Raw genomic sequence first — 17018 nt, forward strand, 5'->3', positions numbered from 1 at the left:
TCGAAAGCAGCTATCGCTCAAATCGATGGCATCGCCAGGCTGCCGATCAAGCGTCGCACTTCACGGGAGGCACGGGTCAAGGGGCGACGTGGTGACTCGACCAGTACCACAAAGCGCTCGAGAAGCGGCTCGACGATACGTGACGAACTCAGTCGCGGGTCCAGAGAGCCCGGTAGCACAGAGGCGATCGCATAGCCGCCACCCGCGGCGACGACTTCATATTGGAGCTGCACGGAGTCGGCTTCGACGGCAACGCATAATTCCACGCCTTGCTCGGTGGCCAGATGGTCGAGCCTGGCCCTCAACAGATGCGGTCGCCCAGGCACGACCAATGGCAACCTCGATAGATTTTTTAATGCAATATCTCGCTTGACGAACAGCGGATCGGCGGCCGGTCCTACCAGGTGCAACGGCAGCCTGGCCACAAGATGGGCCTGCCCGATGCTTGCCTCGCTCTCGCGCAGCACCAGCGCCATATCCAGACGACCATCGTGCAACTGCTCTTCGAGTTGAGCGCTCGCGCCCTCGATCAGGTGCAACCTCACACCGGGCATCTGGGCGCGTACCGCAGAAAAAAGCGTCCCGGCAAACCGACGCACCGCAGACGGCAACATGCCCACGACCACCTCCCCCACCGGCTTTCCCCGCAGGTTGCGAATGTCATCGGCAAGGCCTTCAGCGTCCGCAAGAAGATCCGATATGCACGGCAGCAGTTGCTCCCCAAATTCGGTCAGGACCACCCCGCGCCCCGTGCGATGAAACAGGCGCTCGCCACATTGCGACTCGAGCAAGGCAATATTGCGACTCACCATGGACTGCGGCATATCCAGCAGTACCGCGGCTTTGCTGAGACTTCCAGCCGCCACGACACGCACGAACAAGGTCCAGCGAGGATCGATGATGGTCAGCGCTGTTGCCGGATAGTGCGAGCCATTGCCCGGTACATCGGCACTCTGAAGGTCCTTCATGGCCTCAACTCTTGGCGAGCCTGCTGCAGGTACTCGCGACTGTCCTGAAGATGCAGGCGCATGGCCGCGCGCGCGTATTCAGCGTCCTGGTTGAGGATCGCCTGATAGATCTGTTCATGCTCGCTTTGCATGCGCTGTTCATAGTGCAACGGCTCATCATGAAACAAACGCGCAGAATCCAATCGACTGCGCGGAATGATGATCACGCCCAGGTTGGCCAGTGTGTTGGCGATGTAGTGATTACCTGTCGCCTGGGCAATGCTCAGATGGAACTGAAAATCCAACGCCGCCCTGTCATTGACACTGACGGCTGGCTGTCCGAGTTGATCGAGAAGCCCCCGCAACCCGGCCAACTGATCCGGACGACGTCGCTGGGCGCACAGCCCGGCAGCTTCCACCTCAAGACCGATTCGAAACTCCATGATCGCCAGCGAATCATCGAGGATGCCAAGAGTAGCCGGATCGATGAATGCCCCCAGCGACAGGGCGCTGCCGCGCACAAACGTGCCGATCCCGTGGCGTGTCTCAACCATTCCAGCAGCCTGTAGACGCGACATGGCCTCGCGCACCACGGTCCTGCTGACCCCATGCTCAAGCATGAGGGCCGACTCGGTGGGCAACTGTTCACCGCCACGCAGTCGCCCCTCCAGAATGTGCCCGGACAGCAGCGCCTCCAGCCCCTGGGACAGGCTGCTGCGTTTTTTTCCTGCGGCCGCCGGCACGTTCACGCCTCGAAAATCGCTACGGCACGGACGAAACCGGCCGACGCGTGCCGGATCTTGTAGGGGAAGCAGGACACCTGGAAACCATGGGCCGGCAGGCACTCCAGGTTGGCCAGTTTCTCCATCTGGCCGTAGCCGATGTCACGCCCGGCCTTGTGCCCTTCCCAGATGATCGAGGCATCGCCCGTGGCCGCGAAGCGTTCGCGTGTGTACTTGAACGGCGCATCCCAGCTCCAGGCATCGGTGCCGACCACACGCACACCGCGCTCAAGCAAATACAACGTAGCCTCGCGGCCCATACCGACCCCGGCATCCAGATACCCTGGCTGACCGAACAGCGCGCCGGCGCGGGTGTTGACCAGGACAATGTCCAACGGCTGCAGCACGTGGTCGATGCGCGCCAGCTCCGCCTGCACTTCGGCGGCGCTGACCACATGGCCATCGGGAAAATGACGGAAATCCAGCTTCACGCCGGGTTGCAGGCACCAGTCCAACGGCAACTCATCAATGCCGAAAGCCGGCTTGCCACCATCCGTGGTCGAGGCATAGTGCCAGGGGGCGTCCATATGCGTACCGCTGTGCGTGGTGATCTGCAGGCGCTCAGCCGCCCAGGATTCGTCGCCAGGCAGTTGCGCCTTGGACAGGCCGGGAAACATCGCGGCCATCTCCGGCCAGCCTTGCTGATGGTCCATGTAGTCGATTTTCGGCAGCAACGGCGGTGGATCGGTGTAGGGGTTGTTGTCCAGGGTAACGGACAGGTCCACCAGGCGGCGTTTAGTTGATTGCATGTTCGCTCACTCCAAGCGCCACCCGCCCACGCGCACGACGCGCCGGGGCAGCAGCATTCAAACTGTTTCGTATCAAGGCGGCAGCCGAGCCGTCATGGCGAAAGCCAAGGGCACGGGCCAGAGGGGTTTTCATGGCCGGGAAGTTGCCAAACAACGCTTGCAGCCCGGCATCCGGTGCGAAGCTGATCAGCGCACGGCGTTCCTGGCCATAGACAGCGGCCAGGGCATCGATGACCTGGGCAATGGACAGGCGCAACAACGGGAGTTGCCAGACGCGTGACTCGCCAAGCTCGGCGGCCGGCAGTTCGGCGGCCCGTAACAGGTTATCCACGCAACACCGCACCGACATCCACCAGGCCTGCGCCTGCGGTGAAACCGGGCAGCAATACGGCTGGCCTTCGGCGAAGGCATGCAGCAGGTCGCTCATGAACGCCGAGCGCAGCCCGTTGGGTTCACGTGGACGGGCAACGATGCCGGGCAGGCGTACGGCACGGCCGTCCACCTCGCCTCGTCGGGCCAGGTCGTTGAGTGCCATTTCCACCATCGCCTTGTGCGCACCGTAACTCAACTGCGGGTGTGGCACGGCGCGCTCATCGAGGCGCGCCGGCAGGTCGCCGCCGTACACCGCCACGCTGCTCGCATACACCAGCACCGGCGCGCCAGGCTGCGCGCGCAACTGGTCAAGCAACTCCAGGCTTGCCAGCAGGTTGACCTGATAGCCCAGTGAATAATGCTGCTCGGCCGCTCCCCCAGGGATGCTGACCAGGTGAAAAACCACATCAATGCCATCGGCCAGGGCGCGACGCAATAACGCGGCATCGGTCACACTGCCGCAATGCCGACGCAGGCGTTTATCGTCAGCAAACCCCACCAACTCTTTATCCAGCAGGATCAACGCGCTGATCGAACGGCCTTGCCATTCATTCGCCTGGAGCAATCGGTTGACCAGCGCCCGGCCGACAAAACCATTGGCCCCGGTAATCATCACGCGCATGGGAGGCCTCCGTGCACGACACGTTGGTCTATCGCCCCGAAGACCGACTGCCCGCGCAGGTCGAGAACTTCCATGCGCACGCGATCACCGAAGCGCATGAAGGACGTCTGCGGCGCCCCTTGCTCGATCATCTCGACGGCACGACGTTCGGCGATGCAGGCCGCGCCAACCGTGGGGTCGGCATTGGAAACCGTGCCAGAACCGATCACGCAGCCGGCCCCGAGGCGCCGGGTCAGCGCCGCGTGGGCGATCAACTGATGAAAGCCGAAATGCATGGCGCCACCGTGGGCATGCCCGAACCACTGGCCATTCCATTCGACCCTCAGTGGCAAATGCACACGCCCGTCCCGCCAGGCCTCGCCCAACTCGTCGGGGGTGATCGCCACCGGGGCAAAACTTGACGAGGATTTGGCCTGGATAAACCCGAAGCCGGTCTTCATTTCACGGGGGGCCAGCGCACGCAAGCTGACGTCGTTGACTTGCACAATCAGCCGAATATGGTCGGCGGCGTCTTGCGCCGAGCAGCCCATGGGCACCTCATCGACCACCACCGCGAATTCACCTTCAAAGTCGATACCGTGGCTTTCACTGGGCAGCACGATGTCGTCGTGGGCCCCCAGGAAATCATCGCCACAGCCCTGATACATCAAGGGTGTGTGTTCAACACCTTCGATCGGATCCAGCGCGAACGCTTTCTGCATGCGCTCGCCATGACTGAGGAAGGACGAGGCATCCAGCCATTGCCAGGCACGTGGCAAGGGTGCGGCAGCGTGCTGCGGATCGAAGGCGAAGGCGCCGGCCAGGGTGCCTTCATTCAAGGCGTCGTAGCGCGCGCGTAACGCGGTTTCGACGCTCGACCATTGTTCAATGGCAACCTGCAACGTCGCCGCAATATCGCTGGCATCGGCCGCCCAGGCGAGGTCGCGCGACACCACCAGCAGGCGACCGTCGCGGCTATCATTCTTGAAGGTACTGAGCTTCATGCCTGGCCTCCTTGCAGTTCGGGCGCGAAGCGGCCATCCAGCAGCACAAACAACATGCGTGCCATCTGCTCGGTGCGATTGCTCCAGGCGTGGTTGGTACCTCGCTGCACGACGATGTCACCGCGCTTGAGATGCACCTCCTCGCCATCGAGCACCAACCAGACCTCCCCCTCCGTGACCACGCCGTAATCGAGGGTTTCGGTGCGGTGCATCAGCTTGTGTTTGGAATCTGCCTGCCCCGTGCCGGCATGGGCCTGGCCAATTTCGGCGAAGGCCGCCGCGGCATCCTCGGCGCTGACTTGGTTCTGTACGCTGTCGGGCGGGATATCCACCACACGGATAACGCTGCCCAGCGGCGCCGGACTCAACTGAAGCGGCTTGCGGGTGGGGTCCTCGCCATTGTCGAGTAAGGCCGGGCTGGCGCCACTGTTCCAGATCTCATGGAATACCGTACCGGGCACGGCCTTGAGCGGGAAGCTGTTGGGTGTCGGTCCGCTGAGCGCGACCACCGCCTGGCCGTGGGCATCGTGCCCGGTGACCACGCGTTTGAAACCTGGAAGTTGTTGCATGTTCGACTCCTCAATCAGTTGGCAAAACACCGCAGCGGGTAGAGATGGATGAATGGAAAACCTTAAAGATCGAGCACCAGCCGGGCGCTCCTGGCACGCGAGCAACACGGTGTGAACTGGTCGTTGCGGGCCCGCTCGGCATCGGTCAAGAACATGTCGCGATGCTCCGGTTCGCCTTCCAGCACGCGCGTGATGCAGGTGCCACAGATGCCCTGCTCGCAAGACAAAGGGATGTCGATGCCGGCCTCCAGCAGCACCTGGGCAACGCTGAGCGTGGCCGGCACTTGGAAACACTGTCCGGTGCTGGCCAGTTGCACTTCGAACCCGCCCGCCTCACTCGCCGGGGCAGCAGTAGCGGTAAAGTACTCACGGTGCAGTTGCGTTTCGGCCCAGCCCTGCGCACGCGCAGTGCCGAGCACATGCTCCATGAAGCCATTGGGGCCACAGACGTACAGATGACGGTCACGGGTCGGCGCGGACAAAACCCCAGCGCTGTCCAGGCGCTGGCTAGCCTCGCCATCGTCCACATGAATGTGCACGCCATCGGCGAACGCCGAATGGCGCAGGTACTCGATAAAGGCCATGCGCCCGACCGAGCGACCGCAATAGTGCAACTCGAAAGGCGCACCGATCCGCGCCAGGCGCTCGGCCATGCAGAGGATCGGTGTAATGCCGATGCCGCCCGCGAACAGCACGCTGTACCCGGCCCCATGCTCCAGCGGGAACAGGTTGCGTGGCTCGCTGATCCGCAGCCGGCTGCCTTCGTGCACTTGCTCATGCATGGCCTGGGAACCGCCACGAGACGCAGGGTCAAGCAACACGCCCAGCAGGTAGCGGTGACGTTCTTCCGGGTGATTGCACAGCGAGTACTGGCGCACCAGGCCATTGGGCAGGTGCACGTCGATATGCGAGCCGGCACTGAAAGCCGGCAGCAGGGAATCCTCGGCCGGGGCCAGTTCAAAGCTGTAGATGCCTTCGGCTTCGCGACGCTTGCGGGTCACCACGACATCGATCATCTCGGGGCACTCACTGGCTGCTCAGCGGCAATCAAGCGACGCAGAACACGTCGGCAACGCACGGCCCCGGCATCGACTGGCAACAACACAGGGTTGAGGCCAAGCAGCTCAACCTCGCCAATCTGGCGCTGTTGAGCCTCGACCATGGGTTTGTCTTCACCGGCGAAAATCCCGATCAACATGTCCTGGATGAAGGTGTTCAACTGCGCATTGTCCTGCTCGAAACTGCGTGTGTTGGCGAAGAAGTAATGGGTGTTCGTCGCGTCCTGCGGCGTCATCAGATGCAGGTTCCAGGTCACCGGTCCCTCTTCCCTGGGGCGGCCGGGCGGCGTGGCGCCACTGCCCAGCAGCATCAGGCCGGGGGCGTGCCAGATGACTTCGGCCCAGACGTCTGCCCGGCTTGGGTCTTCCAGATGAGCGCCGAAAGCCGGTGGGGGGACATCGTCTGGCGCCCACCAACTGATGCGCACGCGGTCGTTGGGCAACTCCTCGATGGTCGCGCGCGTGCGTGACAACGCCCCGCCACCCAGCGTATCGGGGTGCAGGAAATCAACGTGGCTCAGGTCCATGATGTTGTCGGACAGCAACTCGTAGTGCGCGCGGGTTGGCAAATACCCATGCCCCTTGGCATGGGGTGGGGCCTGTTCGAGGAAGGAAAAATCAGGGATCTGCGCCTCGTTGGCCAGGCTCGAATCGCCAGGCCAGACCCAGATCGCCCCATGCCGCTCGACGACCGCGAACGCGCGAACGCAGGCGGCCTTGGGGACGGTCCCATCGCCATGGGGGTTGTGCGTACATTGGCCACTGCCATCGAAACGCAAGCCGTGGTACGGACACTGGACGCTATCGCCGACAACCTTGCCCATGTGCAGCGGGGCAAAACGGTGTGGGCAACGATCGGCGAGCGCCTGGATCACACCCTGGCTATTGCGAAAGAACACGATGGGTTGCTCGACGATGGTCCTGCCAAGCATCCCACCTTGCGTCAGCTCGTCTGCCCATCCAGCGATGTACCAGGTATTGAGCAAATAACTCATGATGATCTCCTCATTGTTCTTGTTTTCATGAAATGTCGAATAGACAGATCAGCGATCAGGCTCTGCGACGACCGCGCCGGCAAAAGCGGCCCCGCTGCCTCGCAACCGAAGGCAGGCCAGGGCCACCACAAGTTGAAGCCCTGCGATGATTCCCAGTGCGGCAGGCAAGGCGCCGATCACCCCGCCGGTGATCGCCAGCACCACCAGTGGGCTGGCGAACTCACCGGCAAAGAACAGCGCCGTGAAGCCGCCGGCCGCGCGGCCGCGCTGCTGGAAGTCAACCTGGCTCATGATCCAGGTGAGCAGGGTCGGCATCATCAGGCCGATGCCCAAGCCGTTGATCAGCACGGCGACCACCACCAGCCCGTGACGGTCGGCCACCGCCAGCAACCCGCCGCCGATAGCGGCCGCGAAGAAAGCCAGGAGCATCTGCCGAGGCGCCGGGACACCACGCAACAGACGGAAACTCAAGGCGCCGACCAGTACGCCGAACTGACTGGCGCCCATGGTCAGGCCGATCTGCTGCGACCCTTCGACATGCAGCAGGTTGAGCAGATAACTGACTTGTACCGGCACGATGAACAGGCTCAAGCCAGCCAGGAATGCCAGGGCATACAAGGGGGCCAGGGCGCGCCAGGGGAATGCCCTGTCCGCTGTGGTTGTCACGGTGACGGCCTGCGCACGCGGCTCCCATAGCAACCAGGCCATCAGCGGCAGGAACACCAGCCCCAGCCCATACAGGGCAAACGGCGTGCGCCAACCGTGCTCGCCGAGCACACCGCCGACGGCAATAAAGATCGCCGCCGACAGCGAGGTCGCAACCATTTGCAGCGCGAATATGCGTTCACGCCGCGCGCCGCTGTAGTAGTCACCCATCATCGTGGTGCAACAGGTCATGATCGCCGCCTCGGCCACACCGATGCCGGCGCGGCTGATCACGATGACCTGCAGCGACTCCAGCCATAGCGGCAGCACGCCACAAACCGTGTAGAGCACCATCGCACCGATCAGCAACGGCTTGCGCCCCAGTCGGTCGGCGATGATCCCGGCGACGGGGGCCAACAGCGCAATCATCAACGCCGGCAGCGTCAGGGCGATGGGCACCAGCACCGCGACACCTGGCGTGTCGGCAAAGTGTTCCTGCATACGCGGCAGGATGGGAGCCAGCAGCACCGCACCGAGCACCGGCAGGCAACTGCCGAGCAAGAGCAACAAGGACTGCGGCAGCCGCGCCTGGCGTTCAACGTTCATCACGCACCTCCGCAGATTGGGTCGCGCAGAACGCCATGCCGAAGGCGCTCAGGCCGGCGATAAGGTCAAGCCATAGAAGCTGTCGGAACAGATACATACGAGGCATCGCAACGTCCTTTCTTGTTGTTATGGCGCGACCGGATTAGCCGCCACAGAGACTGTCTTCTTGCACGATGAGTGCTGTTCCCTGGTCCTCTGCTCGGCGGTGACGGGCGTCAGCGCCGCAGTGACCAGGCAGTGGGGCTCATCCGCGACTGTGTGCCCAACCGGTTCCTTGCTCACACGCTTGCTCGGCAACAGGAAGTGAGCCAGGGCCGGCAGCAGAACCAGGGCACCGACCATGTTCCAGACGAACATGAAGGCCAGCAGCACACCCATGTCAGCCTGGAACTTGATCGGCGAAAACATCCAGGTGGCCACGCCGATCGCCAGGGTCACCCCGGTCAGCATCACCACCTTGCCGGTGGACAGCAGTGCCCGGTAATACGCCTGCGACAGGCTTGAGCCCTGGCGCATATGCCCGAGCAGGATGCTCATCACGTACAGCGCGTAGTCAACGCCAATGCCCACGCCGAGGGCGATCACCGGCAGGGTCGCGACCTTGACGCCGATGTTCAGCCAGACCATCAGCGCCTCACAGAGTACCGAGGTGAGCATCAGCGGAATGACCGCGCAAATCGTGGCGCGCCAGGAGCGGAAGGTGACCAGGCACAACAGGATCACCGCACCGTAGACCCAGAACAGCATTTCGCGGTTGGCCTGTTTGACGACAATGTTGGTCGCCGCCTCGATCCCGGCATTGCCGGCAGCCAGGAGGAACTGGACCTCGTCGGTATTGTTCGCCGCGGCGAATTGCTCGACGTGATCCACCAGGCGGCTGAGGGTTTGCGCCTTGTGGTCGGAGAGGTAGACGTACAGCGTCAGCAGGCTGCAGTCTTCGTTGTAGAGCCCGCGTGGTGCCCCGGCGGTGACCATGTTGAGCATCGCCTGGTTGTTCTGCAGCTCGTACCACTTCGGGCTGCCTTCGCTGAGGCCGACCAGCATGCGGCGGTTGAGCAGCGCCAGGGAATTGGTCGAATCGACACCCGGCAACGTGCGCAACTGCCAGTCGAGGGCATCGACCTTGTTCAGGATGTCATAGCGCGAACAGGCGCTGGCGGGGGTCTTGATCATGACCGCGAACAGATCGCTGCTGGCGCCGTAATGCCGGGTCAGAAACGCATCATCCTGGTTGTAGCGCGAATCGGCCCGCAGCTCGGGCGCGCCGGCATCCAGATCACCGACCTTCAATTGCAGGCTGACGATGAAGCCGAGCGTCGCCAGCGCCAGGCTCAGGGCGATGCACAACGCCGCCCAGCGCCGCTGGGTGAACAGGTCAAGGAAACGCCAGAACCCATGGCGATGCTGACCGGCCTGTTCAGCGTGCTCGCTTTTCAGGCTCAATCGCGCCGCACGGCGGCTGACCCCAACGTAGGAGAGCAATATGGGTAGCAAGATCAAATTGGTGAAGATCAACACCGCCACGCCGATGCTGGCGATCATCGCCAGGTCCTGGATCACCTGGATCTTGATGATCATCAGCACCGCGAAACCGACCGCATCACAAAGCAGCGCGGTGAGCCCGGCAAGGAACAGGCGGCGGAATGTGAAGCGTGCGGCGACCACCCGGTGCATGCCGCGCCCGATGTCCTGCATGATGCCGTTCATCTTTTGCGCCCCATGGCTCATGCCAATGGCAAACACCAGGAACGGCACCAGCACCGAATAGGGGTCCAGTTGATAATTCAGTAACGGCAGCAAGCCAAGCTGCCAGACCACCGCCACCAACGAGCAGAACACCACCAGCAAGGTGCTGCGAATGCAGCGGGTGTACCAATAAAGCACGACCGTGGTGATCAGGATCGCCACGGCGAAGAAGATCAGGATCTGCCGCAGGCCGGCAATCAAGTCACCGACTTTCTTGGCAAACCCGGTGATGCGAATGTCGATGCTGTCGCTCTGGTATTGGCTACGCAACGCCTCCAGCTGTTGCGACAGCTGGGTGTAGTCCAACGCACGGCCATCCGGGGTGCGCTGCAACAGCGGTACTTGAATGATGCTCGATGCCTGGTCGAACGCCACCAACTGGCCGAGTTCATTGGACAGCTGCACATTGCGCCGCAACGCCGCAAGGCTCGCGGCGCCGCCATCGTATCTATCCGGAATGACCGGCCCACCCTCCAGGCCCGCTTCGGTCACCGCCACCCAACGTGTGGCCGGTGTCCACAGCGACTTCATGTACGCACGGTCGACACCGGGCAGCAGGTAAATCTTGTCGCTCAACGCTTGCAGGGTCTTGAGGTAGGCGCTGTCGTAGATATCGCCCCGCTTGTTGACCACGGCGATGCGCACCGCATTACCCAGCCCGCTCAGCTCCTTCTGGTGCTCAAGGTAGTTGGCGATATAAGGCTGATGGGTGGGGATCATTTTTTCAAAACTGGCATTGAGCTCGACACGACTGGACTGCCAACCCAGCACCAACGTGGTCGCCAGACACAGCAACAACACCCACAGGCGATGGTTGAACAGGGCTCGTTCGAGCACCGAGCCAGAACGCGGATCGAAGTCTTCGAACGCATTGGCAGGGGACTGGGGGAAATTACCAGGAGACGTCATAACCTCACTCCGAAGCGGCAGTGGCTGGCTGCGCAAGACGCTGCAGCCCGGTGAAACCAGCAACGATCAGGCTGCCATCGGCGGCCTCGATCACACTTGAAACAGGCTTGCCCAAGGGGTTGCCCAGTGGCAGCAGCGCCGCCCCGGTCTGCTCGCTGTTGCGAAACAGCGTGCCGCCCTGGTTGACCAGCAGCAGCTGGCCGTCGGCCAGGCGGATGGCGTCGTTGAAGGAGATGGGTATGGGAACTGACAAGCGCTGGAAACTTGCGCCGGCATCGTGGGAGACAAAGGCATTGCCCTTCAGGCCGGCGACCACCAGTGCGCCATCGGCGCGGCTCTGCAGGGTGAAGAAACTGCCTTCGTAGGGGCTGTCCAACTGACTGAACGACAGCCCGTCGTCGTCCGAGCGCGCCAGGTAACCCTGCTCGCCAGCCAGGAACCAATGTGTGCCCTGCCGACTGATGGCGTACAAGTGCAAGCCGTTCGGGTTGGCGATACGCCCCATGAGCGACTGCCAGGTGGCGCCACCATCGGTGGTCAGCAGCGCCAAACCGTAGGCACCGACGATCAACCCGCGGCGGGCATCGACGAATTCCAGTGCCAGGAAAGGTTTGTCTGGACCATCGGCGACAAGACGCTCGGCATTTTGTATCCGTACCAGTGCGGCATCCGGGTCGCTAGCCGTGGCCTGGTCCGCCTTGGCGGCGTCCAGTTCCAGCTGCGCCACGCGCACGCCGTCGAGCTGCAACGTCCAGTGCTCGCCACCATCCAGCGTCGCCAGCACCACGCCCGCGTGGCCGACCGCCCAGCCCTTTTGTGCATCAACGAAGCGTACCGCCGTCAGGCTGACCGAGACCGGCACCGACGCCTGGCGCCAGGTTTGTCCATTGTCGTCGGAGAGCAGTACCAGGCCACGCTCGCCTACGGCCACCAGGCGTGTACCGGCACGCGCCAGGTCGATCAATACGCTGTTCTGCGCAGCCGGTACCCGCATGGCCGGGGTATTGAGCGGCACGCCCACTGCAGCCTGCCCCGCCAGGCACTGGCTCGTGACGAAGGGCAAATACAGGGCCAGGAGCAAAGCACCCGCCTGACTGATTCTGTTCATAACCTACCTCGGACAAACACTCGTACCCCAAGGACATGCCGACGGGCATGCCCTTCACGCTCGGTTCAGGTTTAACGCACGCCGCGCCCGGCCATCGCCGCAGGCGAGAACTCCGAGGCCTTGTAGCGATCAACCGCGCGATACTGATCCGGCAATCCGGCGTAGACGTTCTGGATAAACCACGCCCCCGAAGTCAGGTCATAAAAACCCGAAGACAGTTGCACCAGGCCAGGCAGGTCGGGCAGTACGGACGGCAGGGACCAGAGGGTCTTGGCCAGTTGACCGCTGGCATCCCAACGGTCACCGAGCAGGGCTTGCCAGGTGTCTTCGTCGAGGTAGTAGCGGCCTTTGGGCAGTTGATGACGCTTGCCGGCGGCCAACGTCGACTCGACGACCCAGACGCGGTGCAACTCCCAACGCACGTAGTCAGGATTCAGATGGTGCTTGGCGAACAGGTCTTGCGGCTGGGCGGCGGCCTGCACCTTGTTGGTGTTGTAGGGAACATACATTTCCTGCTTGCCCACCAGTTTCCAGTCGAACCGGTCCGTGCGCCCGCCCCACACGCTCAGCTCGTCGAACGACATGACGCCAGCGGTGGACGGCGTCGGTGTATCGCAGCAGGCGTTGGGCAACGTGCGCACCCGGCGCTGGCCGCTCAGATAGACATGGGCCTGGGATTTGTCGCCGTTGATGTTCTCACGCCCCAGGATCTGTTCGCCGGCACGAATCGCCGGGCCGAGATTGACGAAGCGCACCAGCCAGTAGTCGCCCGAGAAGTTTTCAGGGCCACCTTCCTGGAAGTAGTAAGGCATTTCCTGGGTCAACAAGCCGTCGCTGGTCATCACCTGGTTGCCGTCGGCCGTCATCAGATAGTGGCGGAAATGCCCCGCCACCGAGGTGCCGCGCCAGTTCAGCAGGTGGTTCCAGATGGCTTCGGTACCGTTCTGTGGAATCGGAAACGGGATCCCGCCATAGGCACCGTCGGGGATCAGGCCGGCGCTGCTGTTGACCAGTTTGGCGCGGGTCGCATTCTTGAAGGTGTTGTCATACACCCACTGCGGCGCGGCCGCCGTGCGCCGGGTCGGATAGACATCGATGCGATAGGTGTCCGGGAAGCGCTTGAACAGCTCCTTGGTGCCGTCGCTGAGCTTGTCGGCGTACTTGGCCACGTTTTGCGCGGTGATGCTGTACAAGGGTTTGTCCGCGGCAAACGGATCGCTGCGCTTGCCCCCCGGAACGTAGGCAGGATCGACCTTGGTGTAGCCACCGTCCCAGGCGGGAATGCTGCCATCGGCATTGCCTGCTTTCTCGGCACCAAAGGGCGTCAGGGTCTTGCCCAGTGCGGCGGCTTGTTCGGCGCTGGCGGCCAGCGTCATCGGCGCGGCAACAGCCAGCAGGGTCAAGCACAAGGCCTTTAGAGTGAACTGAATGGTCATGCGCGAATCCTCTTAGAACGTGGTCTTGACGGAGAAGGCCAGGTAATCCCGGTCCTTCAACGACTGCTTGTAAGTGAACTGGCTGGCGGCGTTGAGGCTGGTGTCCTCGGGACCGTAGTAGTGCGTGTAGGTCAGCCCTACGGTCACTTGGTCCAGGTAGGTGGCGGAGACGCCGATGTTCATGTCCCCTCCTCTATCGGGACCAAACCCGCTGATCACCGCCGACTTGCCCATGGGGAAATAGCTGATGCCCAGCGGCACGCTGATATCGATGCCGGGGAAGAACTGGCGATAGGTGGGCGTGTACACCAGCTTCAAGCCCAGGCCATCGTCGGTGGCGTTGGGGTCGAGGGCTGCGCGGTTCCGGGTCACGGCCAGCAGGCGGTTCCAGGCCACTTCCCCTGTCAGGTTGGCTTCATTGGAAACGAAGGAAGGGCCCAGCGATGCCAGGACGTTGAGGTTGACATGGGCCGTCCGGCCAACCGCGTACAAGGCGTTATCGTTGTTGTCCGCCTCAACGCCCGGCAGGACGGTCTGGGCGTTGGACACCAGCGGCATGTTCCAGCGCATCGATGCCTCGCCGGCAAAGCTGTACTCGTCCACGGAGGTCGCGAAACTGGCGCCCAGGACACGGATATCTTCCGGGTAGACCCAGGAATACTCGCCGATTTGCCCGGTACTGAAGTTCGGCCCGGTGGCATTCGGTTTCAAATACAACGTCGGCGTTTTCTCGTGATACTGCAGCGCGTACAGGCCGTAATCCGTCGTCCCGGTGTTGAACTTGAGCTGCAGGCCGCCCTGGCCGGAGTCCCTGGCTTTCTTATCCTTGCCATGGAAAAAAGCCGCCGGGCTATTGGCATTACCGCCAAGGACATCCGGGAACGGCCCGCCCGTGATCAGCCGTTCATTGCCCTCGCCGATGGTATCGCTGGTGGAGAAATAGCTGCCGGCGCCCGGCAAGCGGGTGGCCTCCCACTCCAGTTGGTAGAAGGCGCCCAATGACACACTGTCGGTCAGTTGGTAGGCGGTCGAGAGCTGATTGACCGGCCGGGTGATTTCCTTGAACTGAGTGTTGGGCACCGATTGCGCCTTGACCACGTCCACCGGCGCCATGGCACCGGCGATGCCGTTACTACCGAAGAACAGGCTCTCGCCCCAGATAAGGCCGTGGCGCCCCGCGCGAACCGATAAGGCACGGTCGGCCAGGGTACCGTTCCAGTAGACAAAGGCATCCAGCAGTTCGCCATCGCCACCATGCAGATGACGCGTGTCACTGGTGAACTCGTCGAAGCCCACCGAACGCTGGTTGGCACTGGCCGCGTCGTGGTTGTCGTTGCGTTCCTGGTAAACGGTGTCGTACCAGGCTGCACCGCTCACACGCGCGCCGAAGTCGCGATAACCGATGTCCAGTTCGGAAAGAATATCCAGGCGATCGGAAATCAGCCCCTTTTTGAAGTTGTGATCGCCGTCGTTCTGGTTCAGCGCCGTCTGCCCCTCGCTGAGCTTGCTGCTGGGGTCCTTCAGGCGCCAGGCCGCGCTGTACTTGAGCGTATTGTCCCAACGCAAGCTGAGATCGGGATTGCCGGTATCGATCTGAAATGCCTGGGCGGCCGTGGCGCCGAGTCCCAGGCTGGCCGCAAGGGTCAGGGTGAAAGGGACGCGCCGCGACGCAGCGATCTTACGAGTAGCCATCGAAGTAACCCTCTTTATTGTTTTTGTATGTCAGTTCTTCAGGTGAAACAGCGCCCACGGACGAACCGGGCCAAGCCTGCACAGGCATAAAGCATCCGTGGGAGCGCGAATTCGGTCTTGCCGGGCCTTAGATGGGCTCTGCCGTGACTTCGAGCATCCGCCTGACCAGGCCGATCCGGTCGAAGCCGCTGTCGTGGGTCATTTCCTTGTCACCGGCCAGCACCGAGCTTTCGCTGATGAATTTGCAGCGCTCATATCGGCGCGCCATGAAGCGTTCGAGCTGCTGTTCGACGCTGCCGTCGGCGACCAGCTCTTCGCCGAGCACCACCGCATCTTCAATGGCCATGCCAGCGCCCTGGCCCAGGTGCGGCGTCGTGGCGTGCACCGCGTCGCCAATCAGCACGACACGGCCGCGGTACCAGGGCTCGCTGACGAACACCACCTCCAGCGGCTTGTAGACCACCTGGTCGCTGTCGAGAATCTGCTCGCGCAGTTCACCGATCAGCCCGGTGAAACCGTTCAGGCGCTGGCGCATCTGGGTCGCCAGCGTGGCGGCATCCATCCTCGGGTTGGCGGGTTCATGAGAGGTGACGAACAGGTACATCTGGTCGCGTCCCAGCGGCACCAGCCCGGCATTGCCGGCGGGGCCTTGGAAGGTCGCCAGGTGATCGATTCCAGCCGCGCGTGGGAAGTTGTAGCGCCACACCGACTGGCCGGTGAAACGCGGCCGGTACTGCTCACCGAACAGCAAACCGCGTATTCGCGAGTACAGACCATCGGCGCCTACCACCAGGTCGTAACAATCGCGACTGCCATCGGTGAGCAGCACATCAACGCCCTCGCCCACCTGCTCCAGGCTTTGCACGCTCAGGCCCAGGCGAATCGAAGCACCCAGGGCAATCGTGGTTTCGCTGAGGACTTGATGCAGGGCCAGGCGCGAGATGCCGACGTTGGCCGGATACTCGGGGCCCGCCAGGCGTTGGCCGGGAATTCGCGCCAGCTGTTCACCGGCCGTGGTATTGATGGTCACATCCTCAAACGCGTAGGCAGCGTCCAGGTAACCGTCCAACACACCCAACTTGGCCATCTCACGCACCACGTTGCTCTGCTGGATGATGCCGACACCGTAGACTGTCCACTGCGTCTTGAGCTCGACCAGGTCGACTTCGATAGCCTGGCGACGCAACGCGATTGCGGCGCACAATCCACCGATACCACCACCGACGATAAGCACCTTTTTCACTGCGTTCATGCTTGTCTCACTCTTATTCTTGTTATTCACGCAAGCGTTCTGCCGGAGCGATCCGAAGCCTCACTACCGGCTGTTTCTGCACGCATTCGCTAGCGCGTTGTGCTCACTTTCTCGGCAAAGCAGGCGTTTGACTAATCGCATGTAGGGATACGATGTATCAGCAACCGCGATACGTTGACTCAGGTGCACACGCCTCCAATTGACCCGCTTCAAGCACCAGCCAATCGGCCTGCGCCTGCCATTTCAAAGCCGTCAGGTGCTCGCCCAGACACGGCCCGTAGACGCACAGGCCACTGTCCGGAAGGAAGCGGGCACCGTGGGCGTAACAGACAATCTGGCTGCCATCGACGCTGAGAAAACGGTCCTTGCGGTACTCCAGGCGCACCTCCAGGTGCGGGCAGCTGTTGCGATAAACCCGCACCTCGCCGCCATGGCGCAGCGCAAACACGCTGTCCTTTCCCGTGCCCAGGGGATCGAACCCGCGGGCCTGCCCTTCGAGCAGTTCATCCAGGCGACATAGCGCAATCACGTCGTGACTCATGGACGA

Annotated in this window: 15 protein-coding genes; all 15 read right to left on the reverse strand. The window is 62.6% G+C overall.

Annotated features, from left to right (window positions below):
- Positions 1 to 17 precede the first annotated feature (17 nt).
- Entirely contained in the window at positions 18 to 968 is a 951-nt protein-coding gene (locus P2T68_RS24010) for a LysR family transcriptional regulator (RefSeq protein ID WP_024074561.1), read from the reverse strand.
- On the reverse strand, positions 965 to 1696 hold the full coding sequence (locus P2T68_RS24015; RefSeq protein WP_277378401.1) for a FadR/GntR family transcriptional regulator: 732 nt from the start codon (positions 1694 to 1696) through the stop codon (positions 965 to 967). The genes P2T68_RS24010 and P2T68_RS24015 overlap by 4 nt, the downstream gene beginning before the upstream one ends.
- On the reverse strand, positions 1693 to 2478 hold the full coding sequence (locus P2T68_RS24020; protein WP_277378402.1) for a cyclase family protein: 786 nt from the start codon (positions 2476 to 2478) through the stop codon (positions 1693 to 1695). Before P2T68_RS24020 ends, P2T68_RS24015 begins: the two co-directional genes overlap by 4 nt.
- Complete coding sequence (locus P2T68_RS24025) at positions 2465 to 3472, reverse strand: NAD-dependent epimerase/dehydratase family protein (RefSeq protein ID WP_277378403.1); 1008 nt, start codon at positions 3470 to 3472, stop codon at positions 2465 to 2467. Before P2T68_RS24025 ends, P2T68_RS24020 begins: the two co-directional genes overlap by 14 nt.
- Positions 3463 to 4455, reverse strand: a complete 993-nt coding sequence (locus tag P2T68_RS24030; RefSeq protein ID WP_277378404.1) for a fumarylacetoacetate hydrolase family protein — start codon at positions 4453 to 4455, stop codon at positions 3463 to 3465. Before P2T68_RS24030 ends, P2T68_RS24025 begins: the two co-directional genes overlap by 10 nt.
- Positions 4452 to 5024, reverse strand: a complete 573-nt coding sequence (locus P2T68_RS24035) for a cupin domain-containing protein (protein WP_102623752.1) — start codon at positions 5022 to 5024, stop codon at positions 4452 to 4454. Before P2T68_RS24035 ends, P2T68_RS24030 begins: the two co-directional genes overlap by 4 nt.
- 62 nt (positions 5025 to 5086) lie before the next feature.
- Positions 5087 to 6040 (reverse strand): PDR/VanB family oxidoreductase, encoded by a 954-nt coding sequence (locus P2T68_RS24040; protein ID WP_277378405.1) that lies wholly within the window; start codon positions 6038 to 6040, stop codon positions 5087 to 5089.
- Complete coding sequence (locus P2T68_RS24045; protein ID WP_150293449.1) at positions 6037 to 7077, reverse strand: aromatic ring-hydroxylating dioxygenase subunit alpha; 1041 nt, start codon at positions 7075 to 7077, stop codon at positions 6037 to 6039. The genes P2T68_RS24040 and P2T68_RS24045 overlap by 4 nt, the downstream gene beginning before the upstream one ends.
- 48 nt (positions 7078 to 7125) lie before the next feature.
- Positions 7126 to 8328: an MFS transporter gene (locus P2T68_RS24050; protein WP_277378406.1), complete on the reverse strand. Its 1203-nt coding sequence runs from the start codon at positions 8326 to 8328 to the stop codon at positions 7126 to 7128.
- A gap of 126 nt (positions 8329 to 8454) precedes the next feature.
- Positions 8455 to 10983 (reverse strand): MMPL family transporter, encoded by a 2529-nt coding sequence (locus P2T68_RS24055; RefSeq protein WP_277378407.1) that lies wholly within the window; start codon positions 10981 to 10983, stop codon positions 8455 to 8457.
- A gap of 4 nt (positions 10984 to 10987) precedes the next feature.
- Complete coding sequence (locus tag P2T68_RS24060) at positions 10988 to 12091, reverse strand: YCF48-related protein (RefSeq protein WP_277378408.1); 1104 nt, start codon at positions 12089 to 12091, stop codon at positions 10988 to 10990.
- A 71-nt stretch (positions 12092 to 12162) separates the two neighbouring features.
- Positions 12163 to 13527: a DUF1329 domain-containing protein gene (locus P2T68_RS24065; RefSeq protein WP_102623750.1), complete on the reverse strand. Its 1365-nt coding sequence runs from the start codon at positions 13525 to 13527 to the stop codon at positions 12163 to 12165.
- Between the two features lie 12 nt (positions 13528 to 13539).
- Positions 13540 to 15219 carry a DUF1302 domain-containing protein gene (locus P2T68_RS24070; RefSeq protein WP_069076211.1) on the reverse strand — a complete coding sequence of 560 codons (1680 nt, stop codon included), beginning with the start codon at positions 15217 to 15219 and terminating at the stop codon, positions 13540 to 13542.
- 127 nt (positions 15220 to 15346) lie between these two features.
- The gene (locus P2T68_RS24075; protein ID WP_277378409.1) at positions 15347 to 16471 is read right to left on the reverse strand and encodes an FAD-dependent oxidoreductase; all 1125 of its coding nucleotides are present in this window, start codon (positions 16469 to 16471) and stop codon (positions 15347 to 15349) included.
- 157 nt (positions 16472 to 16628) lie between these two features.
- Positions 16629 to 17012, reverse strand: a complete 384-nt coding sequence (locus tag P2T68_RS24080; protein ID WP_150053835.1) for a Rieske 2Fe-2S domain-containing protein — start codon at positions 17010 to 17012, stop codon at positions 16629 to 16631.
- Between the last annotated feature and the right edge of the window lie 6 nt (positions 17013 to 17018).

This window comes from Pseudomonas sp. G11 (genome assembly GCF_029457515.1).
GTDB lineage: Bacteria > Pseudomonadota > Gammaproteobacteria > Pseudomonadales > Pseudomonadaceae > Aquipseudomonas > Aquipseudomonas gorinensis.

Excerpts from the sequence above, each read along its gene's own strand:
- P2T68_RS24010 (WP_024074561.1), bottom strand. The coding sequence starts at position 968 with ATGAAGGACCTTCAGAGTGCCGATGTACCGGGCAATGGCTCGCACTAT.
- P2T68_RS24020 (WP_277378402.1), bottom strand. The coding sequence starts at position 2,478 with ATGCAATCAACTAAACGCCGCCTGGTGGACCTGTCCGTTACCCTGGAC.
- P2T68_RS24025 (WP_277378403.1), bottom strand. The coding sequence starts at position 3,472 with ATGCGCGTGATGATTACCGGGGCCAATGGTTTTGTCGGCCGGGCGCTG.
- P2T68_RS24030 (WP_277378404.1), bottom strand. The coding sequence starts at position 4,455 with ATGAAGCTCAGTACCTTCAAGAATGATAGCCGCGACGGTCGCCTGCTG.
- P2T68_RS24035 (WP_102623752.1), bottom strand. The coding sequence starts at position 5,024 with ATGCAACAACTTCCAGGTTTCAAACGCGTGGTCACCGGGCACGATGCC.
- P2T68_RS24040 (WP_277378405.1), bottom strand. The coding sequence starts at position 6,040 with ATGATCGATGTCGTGGTGACCCGCAAGCGTCGCGAAGCCGAAGGCATC.
- P2T68_RS24045 (WP_150293449.1), bottom strand. The coding sequence starts at position 7,077 with ATGAGTTATTTGCTCAATACCTGGTACATCGCTGGATGGGCAGACGAG.
- P2T68_RS24050 (WP_277378406.1), bottom strand. The coding sequence starts at position 8,328 with ATGAACGTTGAACGCCAGGCGCGGCTGCCGCAGTCCTTGTTGCTCTTG.
- P2T68_RS24055 (WP_277378407.1), bottom strand. The coding sequence starts at position 10,983 with ATGACGTCTCCTGGTAATTTCCCCCAGTCCCCTGCCAATGCGTTCGAA.
- P2T68_RS24060 (WP_277378408.1), bottom strand. The coding sequence starts at position 12,091 with ATGAACAGAATCAGTCAGGCGGGTGCTTTGCTCCTGGCCCTGTATTTG.
- P2T68_RS24065 (WP_102623750.1), bottom strand. The coding sequence starts at position 13,527 with ATGACCATTCAGTTCACTCTAAAGGCCTTGTGCTTGACCCTGCTGGCT.
- P2T68_RS24070 (WP_069076211.1), bottom strand. The coding sequence starts at position 15,219 with ATGGCTACTCGTAAGATCGCTGCGTCGCGGCGCGTCCCTTTCACCCTG.
- P2T68_RS24075 (WP_277378409.1), bottom strand. The coding sequence starts at position 16,471 with ATGAACGCAGTGAAAAAGGTGCTTATCGTCGGTGGTGGTATCGGTGGA.
- P2T68_RS24080 (WP_150053835.1), bottom strand. The coding sequence starts at position 17,012 with ATGAGTCACGACGTGATTGCGCTATGTCGCCTGGATGAACTGCTCGAA.